Consider the following 15,375-nt stretch of genomic DNA (forward strand, 5'->3'; position numbering starts at 1 on the left):
ATGTTTAATACCAAATAATAATTTCCTTTTGGTGTAAATACATCATTAAAGCGTAACATTTAAGTTCAATTTACCAAATTCCATATTACGCTGCTTTCTGATTTACATTAATTTCACTACTTTCCGCTTTTTAATTTAACACTGATCAAAATTATTTAATCCAGGCACCATATGAATATTAAGTTCCGCTTAATACTGATGAATTTTATGCAGTTTTTTATCTGGGGGGCATGGTTGCTTACCATTGGTGCATATTGGTTTCAGGATAAACATTGGTCGGGCGCGCAGTTTGGCGCTATCTTTAGCACCATGGGAATATCGGCTATATTTATGCCGGCCCTTACGGGTATCATTGCAGACAGATTCATAAATGCCGAAAAACTATACGGTATTATGCATATTTTGGGAGCAGCATCTTTGTTCACGCTCCCTTTAATCACAAACCCATCCGCCTTTTTTTGGGTAATGTTGATTAACATGGTGTTTTATATGCCAACCCTCTCCCTTTCTATTACCGTTGCATATTCGGCTTTAAAGAGTAGCAATAAAGATGTTGTTGTTGATTATCCTCCTATTCGTATATGGGGAACCATTGGATTTATCGCCGCTTTGTGGACAGTAAGCCTTACACATAACGAAACTTCGCCCAATCAATTTTACATAGCGTCGGCAGTAGCTTTGGCGTTGGGCTTATATTCATTTAGCTTACCTAAATGCCCACCTCTTGCGGCAAAAGCAACCAATAAATCATTTACAGATTCATTAGGACTAAACGCCTTCAAATTATTTAAAGATCCTAAGTTTGCCATCTTTTTTGGCTTTTCGATGTTGTTAGGTGCTGCCTTGCAGTTAACCAACGCGTATGGCGATACTTTTATACAGGATTTTAAAAACGTAGCTATTTACAAAGATTCGGTAGGTGTAAAATATCCTGCTATCATTATGTCGATATCGCAGTTTTCTGAAACTTTTTTTATTTTATTGATTCCTTTTTTCCTGCGTAAATTCGGCATTAAATATGTGATGCTATTCAGTATGTTAGCATGGGTATTACGTTTTGGGTTATTCGCTTTCGGCGATCCCGCGGGCGGCCTCTGGATGATTGTTTTATCATGTATAGTTTACGGTATGGCTTTCGATTTTTTCAATATCTCAGGCTCCCTGTTTGTTGAAACACAAGCCAGCCCCGAAATTAGGGCGAGCGCGCAAGGCTTGTTTATGATGATGGTAAACGGATTCGGAGCTTTCTTCGGCAGTATTGCCAGCGGTTTAATTATCGATAAGTTTTTCCTTTTACCCGGCGGCACTAAAGACTGGCACGGCATATGGCTGACCTTTGCAGCTTACGCCCTGGTAATAGCAGTTATATTCCCTTTTGTATTTCGTTACAAACACAACAAGGCGCTTGTAGAGGCTATAAAACACACTTAGTGTCTGAATCAGAATTTGCCAAATTTAAGAATTGGCAGAATTGCTTATCCTGTATAAAATCTCAACTCCCGCAAGGTTAGCGTTAGCGTAACTCGTGGGTAAAACTGGCAGAAGCTTTTAGCTTCCGTTTAATTCTAAGCCTGACATTACAGGGCAGCTACAAGCTGCACCCAACTTTCCCCACGAGCTGAAAGCTCGCGGGAGTTTAGTTAGCGGGAGTTTTTTTTTATTTTGCTAATTCTAAAATTCTGTAAATTCTGATTCAGACAATTACTTCTTCCCTATTGCATACTGAATACCGCCCAACAGGTGTTTCAAATATAAAGGATCAGCATATGATTCATCGGTGTGACCTAATTCGGTATAAAAAGCCCTGCCGCCGTCAAAACTGTGATACCAGGCCATGGGATGATTATCGCCATTTTCGCCGCCGGTGTAGCTTTTCTCGTCTATCTTGATCAGCACGTGCAAATCATCACCAATCCATTTGTAGTTATACCATTCATCAAAACGTTTCCAGTCTTCAGGCAGGTGTTTCGTAGCAATAAAATCACGGTCGACCACATGCAGCGTAGCCTCCTGTTGTTTTGGGTGACTTTTAAAATAAGCGCCAACCAGTTTACCATACCATGGCCAATCATACTCTGTATCTGTAGCGGCATGCACGCCAACAAAGCCGCCACCCGCTTTAATATAACTTTCAAAAGCCGCCTGCTCGGTATCATTTAAAACATCGCCTGTGGTACTCAAAAATATCACAGCCGCGTACTGTTTTAAATTAGCTGTTGTAAATTTTTCGGCATTGGTAGTACTATCCACATCAAACCCATTCTCGGCCCCCAACTTCATAATGGCAGGGACGCCCACGGCTATTGAGTTATGATGAAATCCCGCCGTTTTGCAAAATATCAAGACTTTAGTTTTGGCTGTTGCGCTTAAACTGAGCAAGCAAACAAACCCACACAGTAACAAATTATATTTAGTTCTCATTTTTTATCTTTTGTCTAACAGTCTTTTGTCTCATAGTCTAATAATCCCATAGTCCCCCCTACAAATTCCTTTTCTTCAATTCATCAGCTGCAAAATTAGCTGCGCGGGCAGTTAAAGCCATATAGGTTAACGATGGATTTTGGCAGGCCGATGAGGTCATGGCCGCGCCATCGGTAACAAATACGTTTTTAGCGTCCCAAACCTGGTTGTGCTCGTTCAATACCGAAGTTTTTGGATCGCGCCCCATACGCGCGGTACCCATTTCGTGGATGCCATCACCTATATTATGGCCTTTATCATGGGTTTCGATGTTTTTAACCCCGGCACTTTCTAACATGGCCTTTGCTTCTTTAACAATATCAACCCGCATTTTCAGTTCGTTATCCCTGATTACGGCATCCATCGATAAAATAGGCAGGCCCCATTTATCCTTAAGTGTTTTATTTAGGGTAATCTTGTTATCGTGATAAGGCAATAACTCGCCAAAACCACCAATGCCTATTTGCCAGCCACCAGGTTCGGTAATGACATCTTTATATTGACCGCCGATGTTCATTTCGGCAATTTCCCTGCTCCAGCCTGTCCGGCTTGCAGCGCCCTGGTAGCCAAAACCGCGCAGGTAATCGCGTTTATCGCCAAACAGGTTTGCAAACCTTACAACATAAATTCCGTTAGCCCGGCGACCATAATAATATTTATCTTCAAAACCATCTACCGTGCCCGATGCCCCTAAATTATAATGGTGATCCATAATATTATGGCCAAGTTCACCACTGCTGCTGCCCAGTCCATCGGGCCATACGTCAGTTGCCGAGTTCATCAAGACCCAGGCGCTATTTAACGCCGAAGCATTTACAAACACAATTTTGGCGTAATACTCATAGGTTTTATTGGTTTCGGCATCAAGCACCTCTACACCTTTGGCTTTTTGGGTGTCCTTATCGTAAATGATTTTGGTTACTATGGAGTATGGTCTCACTGTTAAATTCCCGGTAGCCAAAGCTGCGGGTAAAGTTGATGATTGCGTGCTAAAATATCCACCAAAAGGACATCCCTCCCAACACCTGTTCCTAAACTGGCATTTAGTACGCCCAGGTATAGCGGCTGTTAAGTTAGCGGCACGACCGATGATCATGTGCCTTGTACCATTGTAATTTTTCTTGATCCGCTCGGCAACGTCTTTTTCAACCCAATTCATATCCATGGGCGGCAGGTAATGACCATCAGGCAACTGTGGCAGGCCTTCTAACGATCCGCTGATACCTGCAAATTTCTCTACATGATCATACCAGGGTGCTAAATCCTTATAGCGGATAGGCCAGTCAATAGCCCAGCCGTCTTTGGCGTTGGCTTCAAAGTCAAAATCGCTCCAACGGTAGCTTTGCCGGCCCCATAAAATTGAGCGGCCACCTAACTGGTATGATCGCCACCAGTTAAAGGGTTTTACCTCGTGATAGGGTGCCTGCTGCTCATCAACCCAGTAATCCATGATAGCTTCCTGTGCTCCCCAGTTTCTTGATATAACCGGCCGTTCTTTACGCTGCGCCTGCGTTACCGCCCCGCGGTGCTCAAAATCCCAGGGATCTTTGCCTGCGGTTTTGTAATCCTTAATGTGCTCAAAGTTGCGTCCGCGTTCAAGCATAATGGTTTTAAGTCCTCGTCCGGTTAATTCTTTAGCCGCCCAGCCGCCGCTGATACCCGAGCCTATAACAATAGCATCATAAGTATTACCGGCTTTTGCGCTGCCGCTCACGTTGTTTAATGGCATAATTTCGCTAATTGGTTATGTAATTCAAGAAATGGTTTAGCAATTGGATAAAACAATATTATCAATTAAAATTTACTAAAGCAATGAATTGAAAATAAAAATGCAATCGATTGAGAACAAGCCTCACCCCGGCCCTCTCCAAAGGAGCTACTGTGTGTACACATCTTTTACTTTTTAACACATAAATAAAAAACGTTGTCATTTCGAACGAACCAGGGTGGGATTGCGCGCCGGAGGTAAGGAGAAATCTTCTAAAAATGGACACTCTGCCATGCAAATCGTATAAGATTTTTCGCTGCGCTCAAGAGATAGTTTCTCCTCGCGCCCCACCTTTCCCTACCCTTGCTCGTTCGAAATGACATTTTTCTTTATTAAAAAAGATGTGTACACACAGTAGCTCCAAAGGAGAGGGAGTAAAAAAAACTAACTGGGTGATAAGAAGACGACTTTCAAAATTCAGCGTTTACAAAAAAAACACCATGCAAATCAAAAACCCTCTCCTTTGGAGAGGATTATTCGTATTTAATTTATTATAGCACTCATGAAGGCTTTGCCGTTTAGGTGAGGCTTACTTTTTTCCTTATTTTTACACCATGCTACAGGTAAGCGAACTCTTCATCTATCCTATTAAATCATTAGCGGGCATTTCGGTAAAATCGGCCGAGGTTACCAGTCGCGGGTTTAAGTATGACAGGCGCTGGATGTTGGTTGACAGTCAAAACAGGTTCCTTACTCAAAGGGAGCATTTTCAAATGGCCTTAATTAAGGTAGCAGTACGAAGCGATGGTTTACTGGTTTCTCATGAAGCCAATGGATCAATAAAAATACCTTTTGATTACAATGCCGATAGTAAACATAATGTTGCCATCTGGGATGATACTTGCATGGGCGTTTATGTGAGCGATGAGCTTGACAAATGGTTTAGCATTACTTTAGACATCCCCTGCCGCCTTATTTATATGCCCGATGACAGCGAACGCGAAGTTGACCAACGCTACGCCCAGCCTGGCATGATCACTTCTTTTGCAGATGCCTACCCTTTTTTATTAATAGGGCAAGCATCTCTTGACGATTTGAACAAGCGGTTGCCTGAGGCTTTGCCGATGGATAGGTTCAGGCCCAATATTGTATTTACCGGTGGTGATGCTTTTGCTGAGGACGTAATGAACCATATTAAAATTGCTGGTATTGATTTTTACGGTGCCAAGTTATGCGCCCGCTGCATCATGACAACTATTGACCAGCAAACCGGAACCAAAGCTAAAGAACCCTTAAAAACGCTGGCCAAATACCGTTTTAAAAACAACAAAATTCTTTTTGGTCAAAATCTGGTTCATGAGGGCGATGGGGTTATTACCGTTGGCGACGAGCTTATGCCTTTAACCACCCATAACGAAGAAAGATTTATTGTTGAACGTAAACCCTTATCAGCATGAAGCCAATCATAACCATTGAATATTGCCCTAAATGCGGCTGGATGATGCGCGCGGCGTATATGGCACAGGAACTACTTACAACTTTTACCGATGATGTATACGGTGTAACCCTCCACCCCAGCGAAATTAACGGTAGATATACCATCAGTGTAAATGACGATATTTTATTCGATCGGAAAAGGGAAGGCCGCTTTCCCGAAATAAAGGAGCTAAAACAACTGGTGCGCGATAAAGTTAATCCAGAAAAAAGCTTGGGGCATTCCGATAAAAAATAGAATTTCGGCAATAAAATCGAATTAACGTTGCGTATTTTTCTACAAAATAAGATTTAACACATATAATTTGTAAATAAAATGCAGTAAGTGTTGGTTTATCCGTGTAAAAACAACACCATTTTAATGCATTTTGAAAAAAGCTTAAAATGAACAGCAATAAAAAAGGTAAATAATATAGTATAGTGGTACTCTATAGTATTAGTGGATATTTTTATTTAATATTGTTTAACTTTGTAAGTTTTATTTTAGAAAATGCTTTCCAAAAAGACTAAGTACGCTATTAAAGCACTGGTGATCCTGGGTAAAAATATGGATCAGCCACCTATGCAAATTTCAAAGATCGCTGAGGCCGAACGTATCCCCAAGAAGTTCCTGGAGCAAATCCTGCTCGATTTACGCAACGCGGGTTTCCTGTACAGTAAAAAAGGTGCCGGAGGCGGTTACAGCCTTAACCGCGATCCTAAGGAGATATTCCTGGTAAGCATTATGCGTATCACGGACGGGCCTATCGCTATGGTGCCCTGCGCCAGTTTAAATTTTTACCACAAATGCGAGGAATGTCACCAGGAAACTACCTGCGGCATTCGTGATGTGTTTGTTGATGTACGGGATGCTACCCTTAAAATCCTGAGCGAAACAAGCATTGCCGATATCATTTCGCGCGAGCAATCGCTCATCGTTCGTACTTAAAAATTTCTCATCAAACTGTAAAATAGCCGTTATTTTCAATTAAATTCTACCATTTCCCTATACTATGTATATATTTGGAGAACAAACATGAATATTTCAATTAATACTGGCTTTTATATGTGTCAACGTTGCTGCTACGCAGGCGGTAAGGGCTCATTATAGTTATGTATTGAACCTTATACGCCTCTTTAGCCAATGCCAAAGGGGCTTTTTTGTAACCGACTAAAATATAGCATATGCAAAGCTTCAGAACAGAGCTGGAGAACCCTATTGTTGAGCAGGATATTATTGATCTTGAAAAAAAGATCAGGGCTTTTCGCGAGGGTAAAATACATGATGAAAAGTTCAGGAGTTTACGTCTGGCCCGTGGTGTTTATGGCCAGCGCCAGCCTGGCGTGCAAATGGTACGCATCAAATTGCCTTTTGGTAAAGTAACATTTAAGCAGTTATTAAAAATTGCCGATATATCTGACGAGTATGGAAGCCGCAACCTGCACCTTACCACCCGCCAGGATATCCAGATTCACTATGTAAGCCTTGATCGTACCCCGGAGCTTTGGGCAAAACTGGAACAGGATGATATTACCTTGCGTGAAGCTTGCGGTAACACCGTTAGAAATGTTACTGCCTCCCCTTCTGCCGGTATTGATCCGCAGGAGCCATTTGATGTTTCGCCATACGCGCATGCTACTTTTGAGTATTTTTTGCGTAACCCGGTTTGCCAGGAAATGGGTCGTAAATTTAAAATCTCATTTTCGTCAAGCGATGTTGATACGGCGTTTTCCTACATACATGATATCGGCGCTATCCCTAAAATAAACGCTAATGGCGACCGTGGTTTCAAAATCATGTTGGGTGGTGGCCTTGGTGCCCAGCCGCTATTGGCCAGCATAGTTGAAGAGTTTTTACCAGAGGATCAATTGATCCCTTACATAGAGGCTATCATTCGTGTATTTGACCGTTACGGCGAGCGTAATAACCGTAACAAGGCCCGCATGAAATACCTGATCCAAAAATTAGGGTTGGATGAAGTATTACGCCTTGCAAAAATTGAACGCACTGCCATTAAAGTAAAAAGCTATCCAGTTAACAGGGATGCCGTACCACAGCCAGAGCCAGCAACAGAAACCGCCTTTGCAGAAGTAAGCATCAGCAACCCGTTCCGTTACGAACAGTGGCTGGCAACAAACGTTTTTGAACAAAAGCAAAAAGGCTTTTACGGCGTATACATTAAAGTGCCTGTAGGCGATATTTCATCTGATACAGCCCGCGAGTTGGTTAAGGTTTTAGAACCTTTGGTAGCCAACGAAATCAGGATAACCCAAAACCAGGGCTTGTTATTAAAATTTGTACGCAAAGAGGCCTTGCCATCACTATACGAAGGCTTGGCTAAGCTTGAACTGGCAGCCCCGGGTTTTGATACCGTTGCCGATGTTACCACATGCCCCGGTACCGATACCTGTAACCTGGGTATCAGCAACAGCATGACCATGGCCCGCGTATTGGAAGATTTAATCTATAACGAATACGAAGAATTTATATTTAACCGCGAAATTAAAATCAAAATAAGCGGTTGTATGAACTCATGCGGTCAGCATGGTTTGGCGCATATTGGTTTCCATGGCAGCTCATTAAAAGCCGGCACAAAGGTTTTACCTTCGGTTCAGGTAATGTTGGGTGGCGGTACTGTTGGGGATGGCGTTGGTCGTGCGGCCGAGCGCGTAATTAAAGTACCTTCAAAAAGGGCGACTGATGTGTTAAGATCTGTATTGGATGACTATAAAGCGCTTTCTCCAGAGGGAGAAACCTTCCACGCTTATTACGACAGGCAGGGTAAAGATTATTTTTACCGCTTACTAAAACCACTCGCCGATTTAACCACCCTTACCGAAGATGAATTTGTTGACTGGGGCCACCAGGAAACTTTTGTTACCGCTATAGGTGTTGGCGAGTGCGCCGGTGTAGTGATAGATCTGGTTGCTACCCTATTGTTTGAATCGGAAGAAAAAATGGGCTGGGCCAATGGCTCATACCAATTGGGTAACTGGTCTGATGCTATTTACCATTCTTATAATGTATTTATCAGTTCGGCTAAGGCTTTGCTGTTAGATAAAGGCATCAACAGCAGCACACAATCGGGAATTATCAAAGAGTTTGATGCGCAGTATATCGCTACCGGTGAATTTGAACTGCAAGGAACTTTTAACGATCTGGTTTTGCAAATCAATCAAAACGAACCATCGGAAGAATTTGCAACTGCCTACCTGGCGCAAGCAACTGAGTTTTTGAATAAGAGTAAGGATAAGAGAGAGGCATTGGTTCAATAATGACTGATAAAAATTTGAAAGAATCTAAAATAACACTGGTGGGTGCGGGTCCGGGTGATGCCGATCTAATTACGGTAAAGGCAATCAAAGCCCTTAAAACTGCCGATGTTGTTTTGTACGATGCTTTGGTTAACGAAGAGTTACTGGAATATGCTCCAACGGGTGCTGTAAAGGTGTTTGTAGGTAAACGTTCGGGCGATCATACGTACTCGCAGGATGCGGTAAATAAACTGATGGTTGATTATGCTCTGAACTATGGTCATGTAGTTCGTCTTAAAGGCGGCGATCCTTTTGTGTTTGGTCGTGGATTTGAAGAGTTAGATTTTGCAGCGTCTTTTAATATTCCTGCTACGGTTATTCCCGGTATTTCAAGCTCTATCGCGGTTGCAGAGTTACAAAATATTCCGGTTACCCACCGTGGTTTAAGCGAAAGCTTTTGGGTAGTAACAGGTACTATATCTAACGGAAAAGTTTCTCCTGATATTTACGATGCTGCCCGCAGCCGGGCTACCGTGGTTGTGCTAATGGGAATCAATAAACTTGCCGAAATAACAGAAATCTTCAAAGCTGAAGGTAAAACCAAGTTACCAGTAGCCGTTATTCAGAGCGGAACAACTGTAAATGAGCAGGTTGTTATTGCAACTGTTGATACCATAGTTGAGGCCGCCAAAGAAAACAAAATTGGTTCGCCCGCCATTATTGTGCTGGGCGAAGTAGTGTCCCTACACCCGAAATATAAATTGATTACAGACATCTATGACGTTGTTGCCCAGGGATAAAAGTTTAGCTAAAATTGAGCACGAAGAGATTGGCGGCAATCAATTGTTCCCGGTATTTCTGAAGCTTAATAACCTGCATACGGTTTTGGTAGGCGGCGGCAATGTGGGCCTTGAAAAACTTACGGCAATACTCAACAATAGCAACCATGCAAAGGTTACTATCATCTCAAAAACCTTTTTGCCCGAGATTCATGAACTTGCCGCTAAATATGAGGGACTTAACATTATCCAGAAATCATTTACCGACTATGACCTTAACACCGCCGAGGTAGTTATAGCAGCTACTAACGATAGTGAACTGAATAAATATGTACGCCAATCGGCCCACGACCGTAAGTTGCTGATTAATGTAGCTGATAAACCTGAACTATGTGATTTTTACTTAGGATCAATAGTTAAAAAAGGCGACCTCAAACTGGCAATTTCTACCAATGGTAAATCCCCAACTGTAGCTAAGCGTCTTAAAGAGGTTTTAAATGAAAGCCTACCCGAAGAGTTAGACACCACCCTACAGCAAATGAGCGAGTTAAGAGAAACACTTAGCGGCGATTTCGCGGATAAAGTAAAAAGATTAAATAGTGTAACCAAAGTATTGGTAGAACCTAAATCGGCAGTAATCAAAAACTTCATATGGCTTATTTGGTCTACTATTATTGTCTCTATAGCAATTGTGGTAACTGCGCTTTACATTAAAGAACCCGCTTTTAAAACTTTTATCGAAGGTGTTAACCCACAATTTTATTATTTCCTGGGTGCCGGCTTTGTGTTTGCCATGATTGATGGTGCTATAGGCATGAGCTATGGAGTTACAACAACTACATTTTCATTATCAATGGGCATCCCTCCCGCTTCGGCCAGTATGGGTGTTCACCTTTCAGAAATTATGAGTTGCGGCATTGCCGGCTGGATGCACTACCGTATGGGTAATATTAACTGGAAATTATTTTGGCTATTGGTTTTGCCCGGTGTGCTGGGAGCCGTTTCGGGCGCTACCATCCTATCGTCGCTTGAGCATTATAGCATGTATACCAAACCTGTAGTATCGGTATATACATTGATATTGGGATTTGTTATTCTTTCCAAAGCTTTCAATATCAAGAAAAAAAAATCTGCCGATAAAGTAAAACGGATCTCGTTGCTTGGTTTAGGCGGTGGTTTTATTGACGCTGTTGGCGGTGGTGGTTGGGGCTCAATCGTATTATCAACTTTAATAGCAGGTGGCCGCAGCCCTATATTTTGCTTAGGCACTGTAAAGTTGTCGCGCTTTTTTGTGGCAATAGCCGGATCAATCACGTTTATTGCTTTGGTAAGCAGTAGTCATTGGCAGGCGGTTGCGGGCCTGGTGCTTGGTAGCGCGCTGGCTTCGCCTATAGCTGCCAAAATATCAAATAAAATATCAACAAAAACAATTATGGTGTCGGTATCGGTTATTGTTATCCTTATCAGTATCAGGGCTATTGCGTTGTTTTTAATGAAGGTGCTGTAAATATGAACGAGTTAGCAAAACAAGTAAAAGCTTCCATAGCTGGCCTTAGCCCTGTTGAAGCATTGGCCAAGCTGGCCAACCTTTTCCCCGGCGAAATTGTATTTTCTACCAGCTTTGGCTGGGAAGACCAGGTGATTAGTCACATGATCTTCGCCAACAAATTGCCTATCAAAGTTTTCACGCTGGAAACCGGAAGGCTTTTCCGCGAAACTTACTCGGTTTGGAGCAGTACTATGGATAGGTATAAACAGCCGATTCACGCCTATTATCCTAACCAGGATTTGCTGGAGCAAATGGTGAGCACTAAAGGCCCTAACAGCTTTTACGAATCGGTAGAGAACCGTAAAGAGTGCTGCGGTATCCGTAAAATAGAGCCGCTAAAACGCGCGTTAAAAGGCAATAAGTTATGGATTACCGGCATTCGTGCAGATCAATCTGTTAACCGCCATGATATGCATGATGTGGAATACGACGAGCAAAACAACCTGGTAAAATTCCACCCCATTTTTAGCTGGACTTTGGATGATGTTAAAGCGTATATCAAACAATATAACATTCCTTATAACTCATTGCATGATAAGGGCTTTCCGAGCATCGGCTGTATGCCTTGCACACGTGCTGTAGCCGAAGGCGAAGATTTTAGAGCCGGCCGCTGGTGGTGGGAAGATCAATCCAAAAAAGAATGCGGGCTGCATGAGGTTGCGGCTAAATAAAACACGATTTAAGGATTTAACAAAATTTTTGCCGCTTGCATTTGATACAGGCGGCTTTTTATTTTTTTTAAATTTAGGAGATATCTATTTTAAAAATACAGCGCTTAGTTTGGCTAAAGCCACCCACCTTGCTCATTGCTTTTTTTCGCCCCATAAATGAGACGGCAATGAGTTTTCAAATAACTTTCAAGTCTGATTTTTTTTAATTCATTGCCGTTTTGGCTTTAGCCAACGGTTAATAAAAATAATCATAAAGGCGGCTTTAGCCTAAATTAGCGGATTATAATCCTAAAAGCGATTCTTGAAACATGGTTGTATTCTCCTAAGCTGTCTTACATATAACCTCTACATCGATTATCCAAAATGTCTCGTCCTGTAAATCCCGCCAACTCCTTAAATCATGTCAAAAAAAAGACGGATAAGGTTTTATCCCTATCCGCCTCAAAACTAAATATGAAAAACGTATTAAAAAGCTACTTATTTGTTGTTGCCGGCTAACAAACCATCTAAAGTAACCGATATGTAGTATAAGCCACCGATAGTTGGGCCGCCAGCGTACTGGTAATAACGCTTGTTGAATATGTCGCTTGCGCCTACTTTAAATGTTGCATAGTAAGCAGGTACGTGGTAAGTAACCTGCGCATCAAACGTGCCTATAGCTGGTACGTTGCCGGTAACCAGTGGGCTTTCCCACAGGTATGATTGCTGCCATTTGTACACCACATTGAAACCTACGTTTTTAGCAACCTCGCGGTTACCAAAAGATACGTTGCCCGACCATTCCGGCGTGTTGAAACCGGTAACGAAAATATCCGATTTAGATTGAGCCTTTAACTTGTTGAAGCTCACGTTACCAGATACCGTATATCTTTTATAAAAGTTGTAGCTGATCCCTGCCGATGAACCGTAGTTATTATAAATGTTTTTGGCGTTAGTATACACACGGTAACGTGCCTGTCCCTGGCTGGCGGCGTTGCTTGATGTACCGGTAGTTGGGTCGCGGTTAACGTCAAGCATGGCTAATACAGCCGCGTCAGTTCCAACGTTAACACCGTTTGGCACAAACACCTGTACCTGGCCCAAAAAGCCGTTGTAGCGGTTTGTATAGGCATCAATATCAATGAAAACCTTATTATCGGCAACAATGCCTTTGTAACCAACTTCGTATGAAGTAATTTGCTCTGGGCGTGCTGGTGGCAAATCGGCTTTTTGTAATAAGTTTCTGTTAGCAAGGGCAACCTGGTCTGTGCCTCCTGCAGCGTTAACCGCGGCGTTAAATGCAACTACAGATGTTTGCGTATAGCTGTTGTTCAAGTAACCCAAACCGTCGTTAATGAAAGGTAAGCTACCTACCCTTTTTACACGACCGTTGTTTACGTAAGATAAGGCCTCAAATAATGATGGGAAACGGTAACCATTCTGGAAGGTGAACCTAAAGTTATGGTTTTCATTTATGGAATAAACCGCCGCCAAACGTGGAGTAAATTTAGGATCGAAATACGGGTTATAATCCCATCTTACGGAACCAAATAATTTCAGTTTTTCATCAAAGAAAGTTTTGGTAATCTGTGTAAAGGCACCATATTTTTTGTAGATCACATCTTTACCAAAGGTTCCATCAGCTAAAGGTGTATTTCTGTCGGCAATCGGGCGGGTAAAGTCAACAAAGTTGTTTCCATCCGGAGTAATGCTGTACACGCGCACGTCGCCACCTACTAAAAGGTCAACTACTTTAACCTTGTTTGTTAAATCCCATTGGGCTTCAGCGTTGTATAAATGACTTTTTTGGATTAAGGCCGCGCCACCTGTAACCGGGGCATTAGGAATCAGGCTGGATTTAATATCCCAGTTATTGATGCCGATAATGGTTTTTCTTAAAGCATCAAACGCAGGCGTACCCGGTTCAACACGACCGGCATCTGCTGCTGCTCTCGCTGCCTCTTCTGCCGCGCCAAAGTTGGCCGATGTTAAACCACCATGTGCATTACCATAAGCGGTAATTGCGTTTTTAAAGCTTGTACCCCAGGCCGAGTTGCTGGCATGGTTAAGATCAAGGTTATCGGCCAGTGGTTTTACGTTGAATGAATTGCCGGTATTTTCGATAGACTCATAAGCACGTACTAAAAACTCTTTACCTTTTAACTCCACTTTGTGGTTTTGCACGGTAGCACCCTGCAATGAAATTTTGTTACCACGTTGAAAAACACCATCTAATCTGCCATAACGGTAAGTGTAAGATAATATCGTATTAGGTGTTAACTTGTAAGATAATGTACCATCTAACTTTAAGTTGGTAACCTTAGGGTTAACCAGGTCAACTTCGTTATAACCGGTACGGGCAACGGTAAGGCCTGGCATTGCTTTGCCATCTACGGTAAGGCCTTTTACAACCACGGTGTTACTACCAGCAAGGGCGTCATCACCATACTTGTTCCAGCCATCGTATGCCGGGTTATCTGTACCGGATACTGCCGGGAACGCAGGGTTGGCTGTTTTAAGATTGTATGGGTTTTGATCCTTACGGGTATCTGATTGCCAGTCTTTTCCTTGCAGGTAGCTCACATTCAGTTTAAACGCAAATTTGTTGTTAAACGCTTTGGCATAACGCAAAGCATCTTCTGTCATGGTGCTTGCACCCAGGCGGTCATTACCAACATGGTTTAAGCCTTCGCGGTGATAAAAACTAAGGCCCTGGTATTTGAAAGGATCTTTGGTAGTAAGGTTTGATAAACCGTTAATAGCGTTAGTGCCATATAATGCAGCGGCAGCACCGGGGGTAATCTCAATGCTGGCGATATCCAACTCCGTTGGGCCAATGGCGTTACCAAGCGGTACACCTAACGTTGCCGATTGCATATCAACACCATCAACCAATTGCATAAACCTAAAGTTGTTTGGGCTGTTAAAGCCACGTGTGTTAGGCACTTTAAGTGTGATACTGGTAGTGGTCATTTGCACACCCTTTACGTTTTCCAGGGCATCGTAAAAACTTGGGCCAGGCGATTGTTTCAGCGCGTTGATGCTCAATTTTTCAATAGCAACGGGCGAGCGAAGCAGTTTCTCTTCCTTACGCGATGCGGTAACTACCACCTCGTTAATTAGTAAGTTTTGGCTGGTTAACTGGATATTTAGAGCACTGTTGGCGTTTTTTATATAAAACTCCTGTGCCTGGAACCCTACCGCGGTAAATACCAGGGTATAAGGTAATTTAACACTGGTAGTTAGCGAAAATTTACCGGTACTATCAGACGCAGTGCTATTTGTAGTGCCTTTGATGCTTACGGTAGTACCTACAAGTGGCTGACCATGGTCGTCTTTTACCACACCACTTAATATATATGATCCATTAAGTTGGGCGTGGCCGATGGCCGGGACAAGGACAAGAAAAAGCACAATAAGCTTTATAGAATTGATTAAAGTCTTCATGAAAAAGGTTAGAATATTTTTTTAATATATGTTTGTTGATTATCTGGTTTAGGT

Annotated in this window: 11 protein-coding genes; 8 read left to right on the top strand and 3 right to left on the bottom strand. The window is 42.5% G+C overall.

Annotation, left to right across the window (positions count from 1 at the left end; genetic code table 11):
* Nucleotides 1-171: 171 nt before the first annotated feature.
* Nucleotides 172-1,431 carry a nucleoside permease gene (locus tag QWZ17_RS28335; protein WP_290308726.1) on the top strand — a complete coding sequence of 420 codons (1,260 nt, stop codon included), beginning with the start codon at nucleotides 172-174 and terminating at the stop codon, nucleotides 1,429-1,431.
* A 270-nt stretch (nucleotides 1,432-1,701) separates the two neighbouring features.
* Here QWZ17_RS28335 and QWZ17_RS28340 read toward each other — a convergent pair whose 3' ends face one another.
* Both QWZ17_RS28340 and QWZ17_RS28345 read right to left on the bottom strand, forming a co-directional pair.
* Entirely contained in the window at nucleotides 1,702-2,343 is a 642-nt protein-coding gene (locus tag QWZ17_RS28340) for a ThuA domain-containing protein (protein WP_290308727.1), read from the bottom strand.
* Nucleotides 2,344-2,479: 136 nt separating this feature from the next.
* On the bottom strand, nucleotides 2,480-4,189 hold the full coding sequence (locus QWZ17_RS28345; RefSeq protein ID WP_290308728.1) for a GMC oxidoreductase: 1,710 nt from the start codon (nucleotides 4,187-4,189) through the stop codon (nucleotides 2,480-2,482).
* Between the two features lie 593 nt (nucleotides 4,190-4,782).
* Here QWZ17_RS28345 and QWZ17_RS28350 point away from each other — a divergent pair.
* The 7 genes from QWZ17_RS28350 (at nucleotide 4,783) to QWZ17_RS28380 (ending at nucleotide 11,895) form a co-directional block, all read left to right on the top strand.
* The gene (locus QWZ17_RS28350) at nucleotides 4,783-5,625 is read left to right on the top strand and encodes an MOSC domain-containing protein (RefSeq protein WP_290308729.1); all 843 of its coding nucleotides are present in this window, start codon (nucleotides 4,783-4,785) and stop codon (nucleotides 5,623-5,625) included.
* Entirely contained in the window at nucleotides 5,622-5,900 is a 279-nt protein-coding gene (locus tag QWZ17_RS28355) for an Rdx family protein (RefSeq protein WP_290308730.1), read from the top strand. Before QWZ17_RS28350 ends, QWZ17_RS28355 begins: the two co-directional genes overlap by 4 nt.
* Before the next feature lie 252 nt (nucleotides 5,901-6,152).
* On the top strand, nucleotides 6,153-6,590 hold the full coding sequence (locus QWZ17_RS28360) for an RrF2 family transcriptional regulator (protein ID WP_290308731.1): 438 nt from the start codon (nucleotides 6,153-6,155) through the stop codon (nucleotides 6,588-6,590).
* Nucleotides 6,591-6,826: 236 nt separating this feature from the next.
* The gene (locus QWZ17_RS28365; RefSeq protein WP_290308732.1) at nucleotides 6,827-8,917 is read left to right on the top strand and encodes a ferredoxin-like domain-containing protein; all 2,091 of its coding nucleotides are present in this window, start codon (nucleotides 6,827-6,829) and stop codon (nucleotides 8,915-8,917) included.
* On the top strand, nucleotides 8,917-9,696 hold the full coding sequence (gene cobA / locus QWZ17_RS28370; RefSeq protein ID WP_290308733.1) for a uroporphyrinogen-III C-methyltransferase: 780 nt from the start codon (nucleotides 8,917-8,919) through the stop codon (nucleotides 9,694-9,696). The genes QWZ17_RS28365 and cobA overlap by 1 nt, the downstream gene beginning before the upstream one ends.
* Entirely contained in the window at nucleotides 9,674-11,182 is a 1,509-nt protein-coding gene (locus QWZ17_RS28375) for a TSUP family transporter (protein WP_290308734.1), read from the top strand. The genes cobA and QWZ17_RS28375 overlap by 23 nt, the downstream gene beginning before the upstream one ends.
* A 2-nt stretch (nucleotides 11,183-11,184) precedes the next feature.
* The gene (locus tag QWZ17_RS28380) at nucleotides 11,185-11,895 is read left to right on the top strand and encodes a phosphoadenylyl-sulfate reductase (RefSeq protein ID WP_290308735.1); all 711 of its coding nucleotides are present in this window, start codon (nucleotides 11,185-11,187) and stop codon (nucleotides 11,893-11,895) included.
* A 477-nt stretch (nucleotides 11,896-12,372) separates the two neighbouring features.
* On the opposite strand, the gene QWZ17_RS28385 is transcribed toward QWZ17_RS28380, so the two are convergent.
* Nucleotides 12,373-15,321 (bottom strand): TonB-dependent receptor, encoded by a 2,949-nt coding sequence (locus QWZ17_RS28385; RefSeq protein ID WP_290308736.1) that lies wholly within the window; start codon nucleotides 15,319-15,321, stop codon nucleotides 12,373-12,375.
* Nucleotides 15,322-15,375 lie beyond the last annotated feature (54 nt).

Origin of the sequence: Mucilaginibacter flavus, from assembly GCF_030409315.1 — a bacterium.
GTDB classification, from domain to species: domain Bacteria; phylum Bacteroidota; class Bacteroidia; order Sphingobacteriales; family Sphingobacteriaceae; genus Mucilaginibacter; species Mucilaginibacter flavus.

Excerpts from the sequence above, each read along its gene's own strand:
- QWZ17_RS28335 (WP_290308726.1), top strand. The coding sequence starts at position 172 with ATGAATATTAAGTTCCGCTTAATACTGATGAATTTTATGCAGTTTTTT.
- QWZ17_RS28345 (WP_290308728.1), bottom strand. The coding sequence starts at position 4,189 with ATGCCATTAAACAACGTGAGCGGCAGCGCAAAAGCCGGTAATACTTAT.
- QWZ17_RS28350 (WP_290308729.1), top strand. The coding sequence starts at position 4,783 with ATGCTACAGGTAAGCGAACTCTTCATCTATCCTATTAAATCATTAGCG.
- QWZ17_RS28355 (WP_290308730.1), top strand. The coding sequence starts at position 5,622 with ATGAAGCCAATCATAACCATTGAATATTGCCCTAAATGCGGCTGGATG.
- QWZ17_RS28360 (WP_290308731.1), top strand. The coding sequence starts at position 6,153 with ATGCTTTCCAAAAAGACTAAGTACGCTATTAAAGCACTGGTGATCCTG.
- QWZ17_RS28365 (WP_290308732.1), top strand. The coding sequence starts at position 6,827 with ATGCAAAGCTTCAGAACAGAGCTGGAGAACCCTATTGTTGAGCAGGAT.
- cobA (WP_290308733.1), top strand. The coding sequence starts at position 8,917 with ATGACTGATAAAAATTTGAAAGAATCTAAAATAACACTGGTGGGTGCG.
- QWZ17_RS28375 (WP_290308734.1), top strand. The coding sequence starts at position 9,674 with ATGACGTTGTTGCCCAGGGATAAAAGTTTAGCTAAAATTGAGCACGAA.
- QWZ17_RS28380 (WP_290308735.1), top strand. The coding sequence starts at position 11,185 with ATGAACGAGTTAGCAAAACAAGTAAAAGCTTCCATAGCTGGCCTTAGC.
- QWZ17_RS28385 (WP_290308736.1), bottom strand. The coding sequence starts at position 15,321 with ATGAAGACTTTAATCAATTCTATAAAGCTTATTGTGCTTTTTCTTGTC.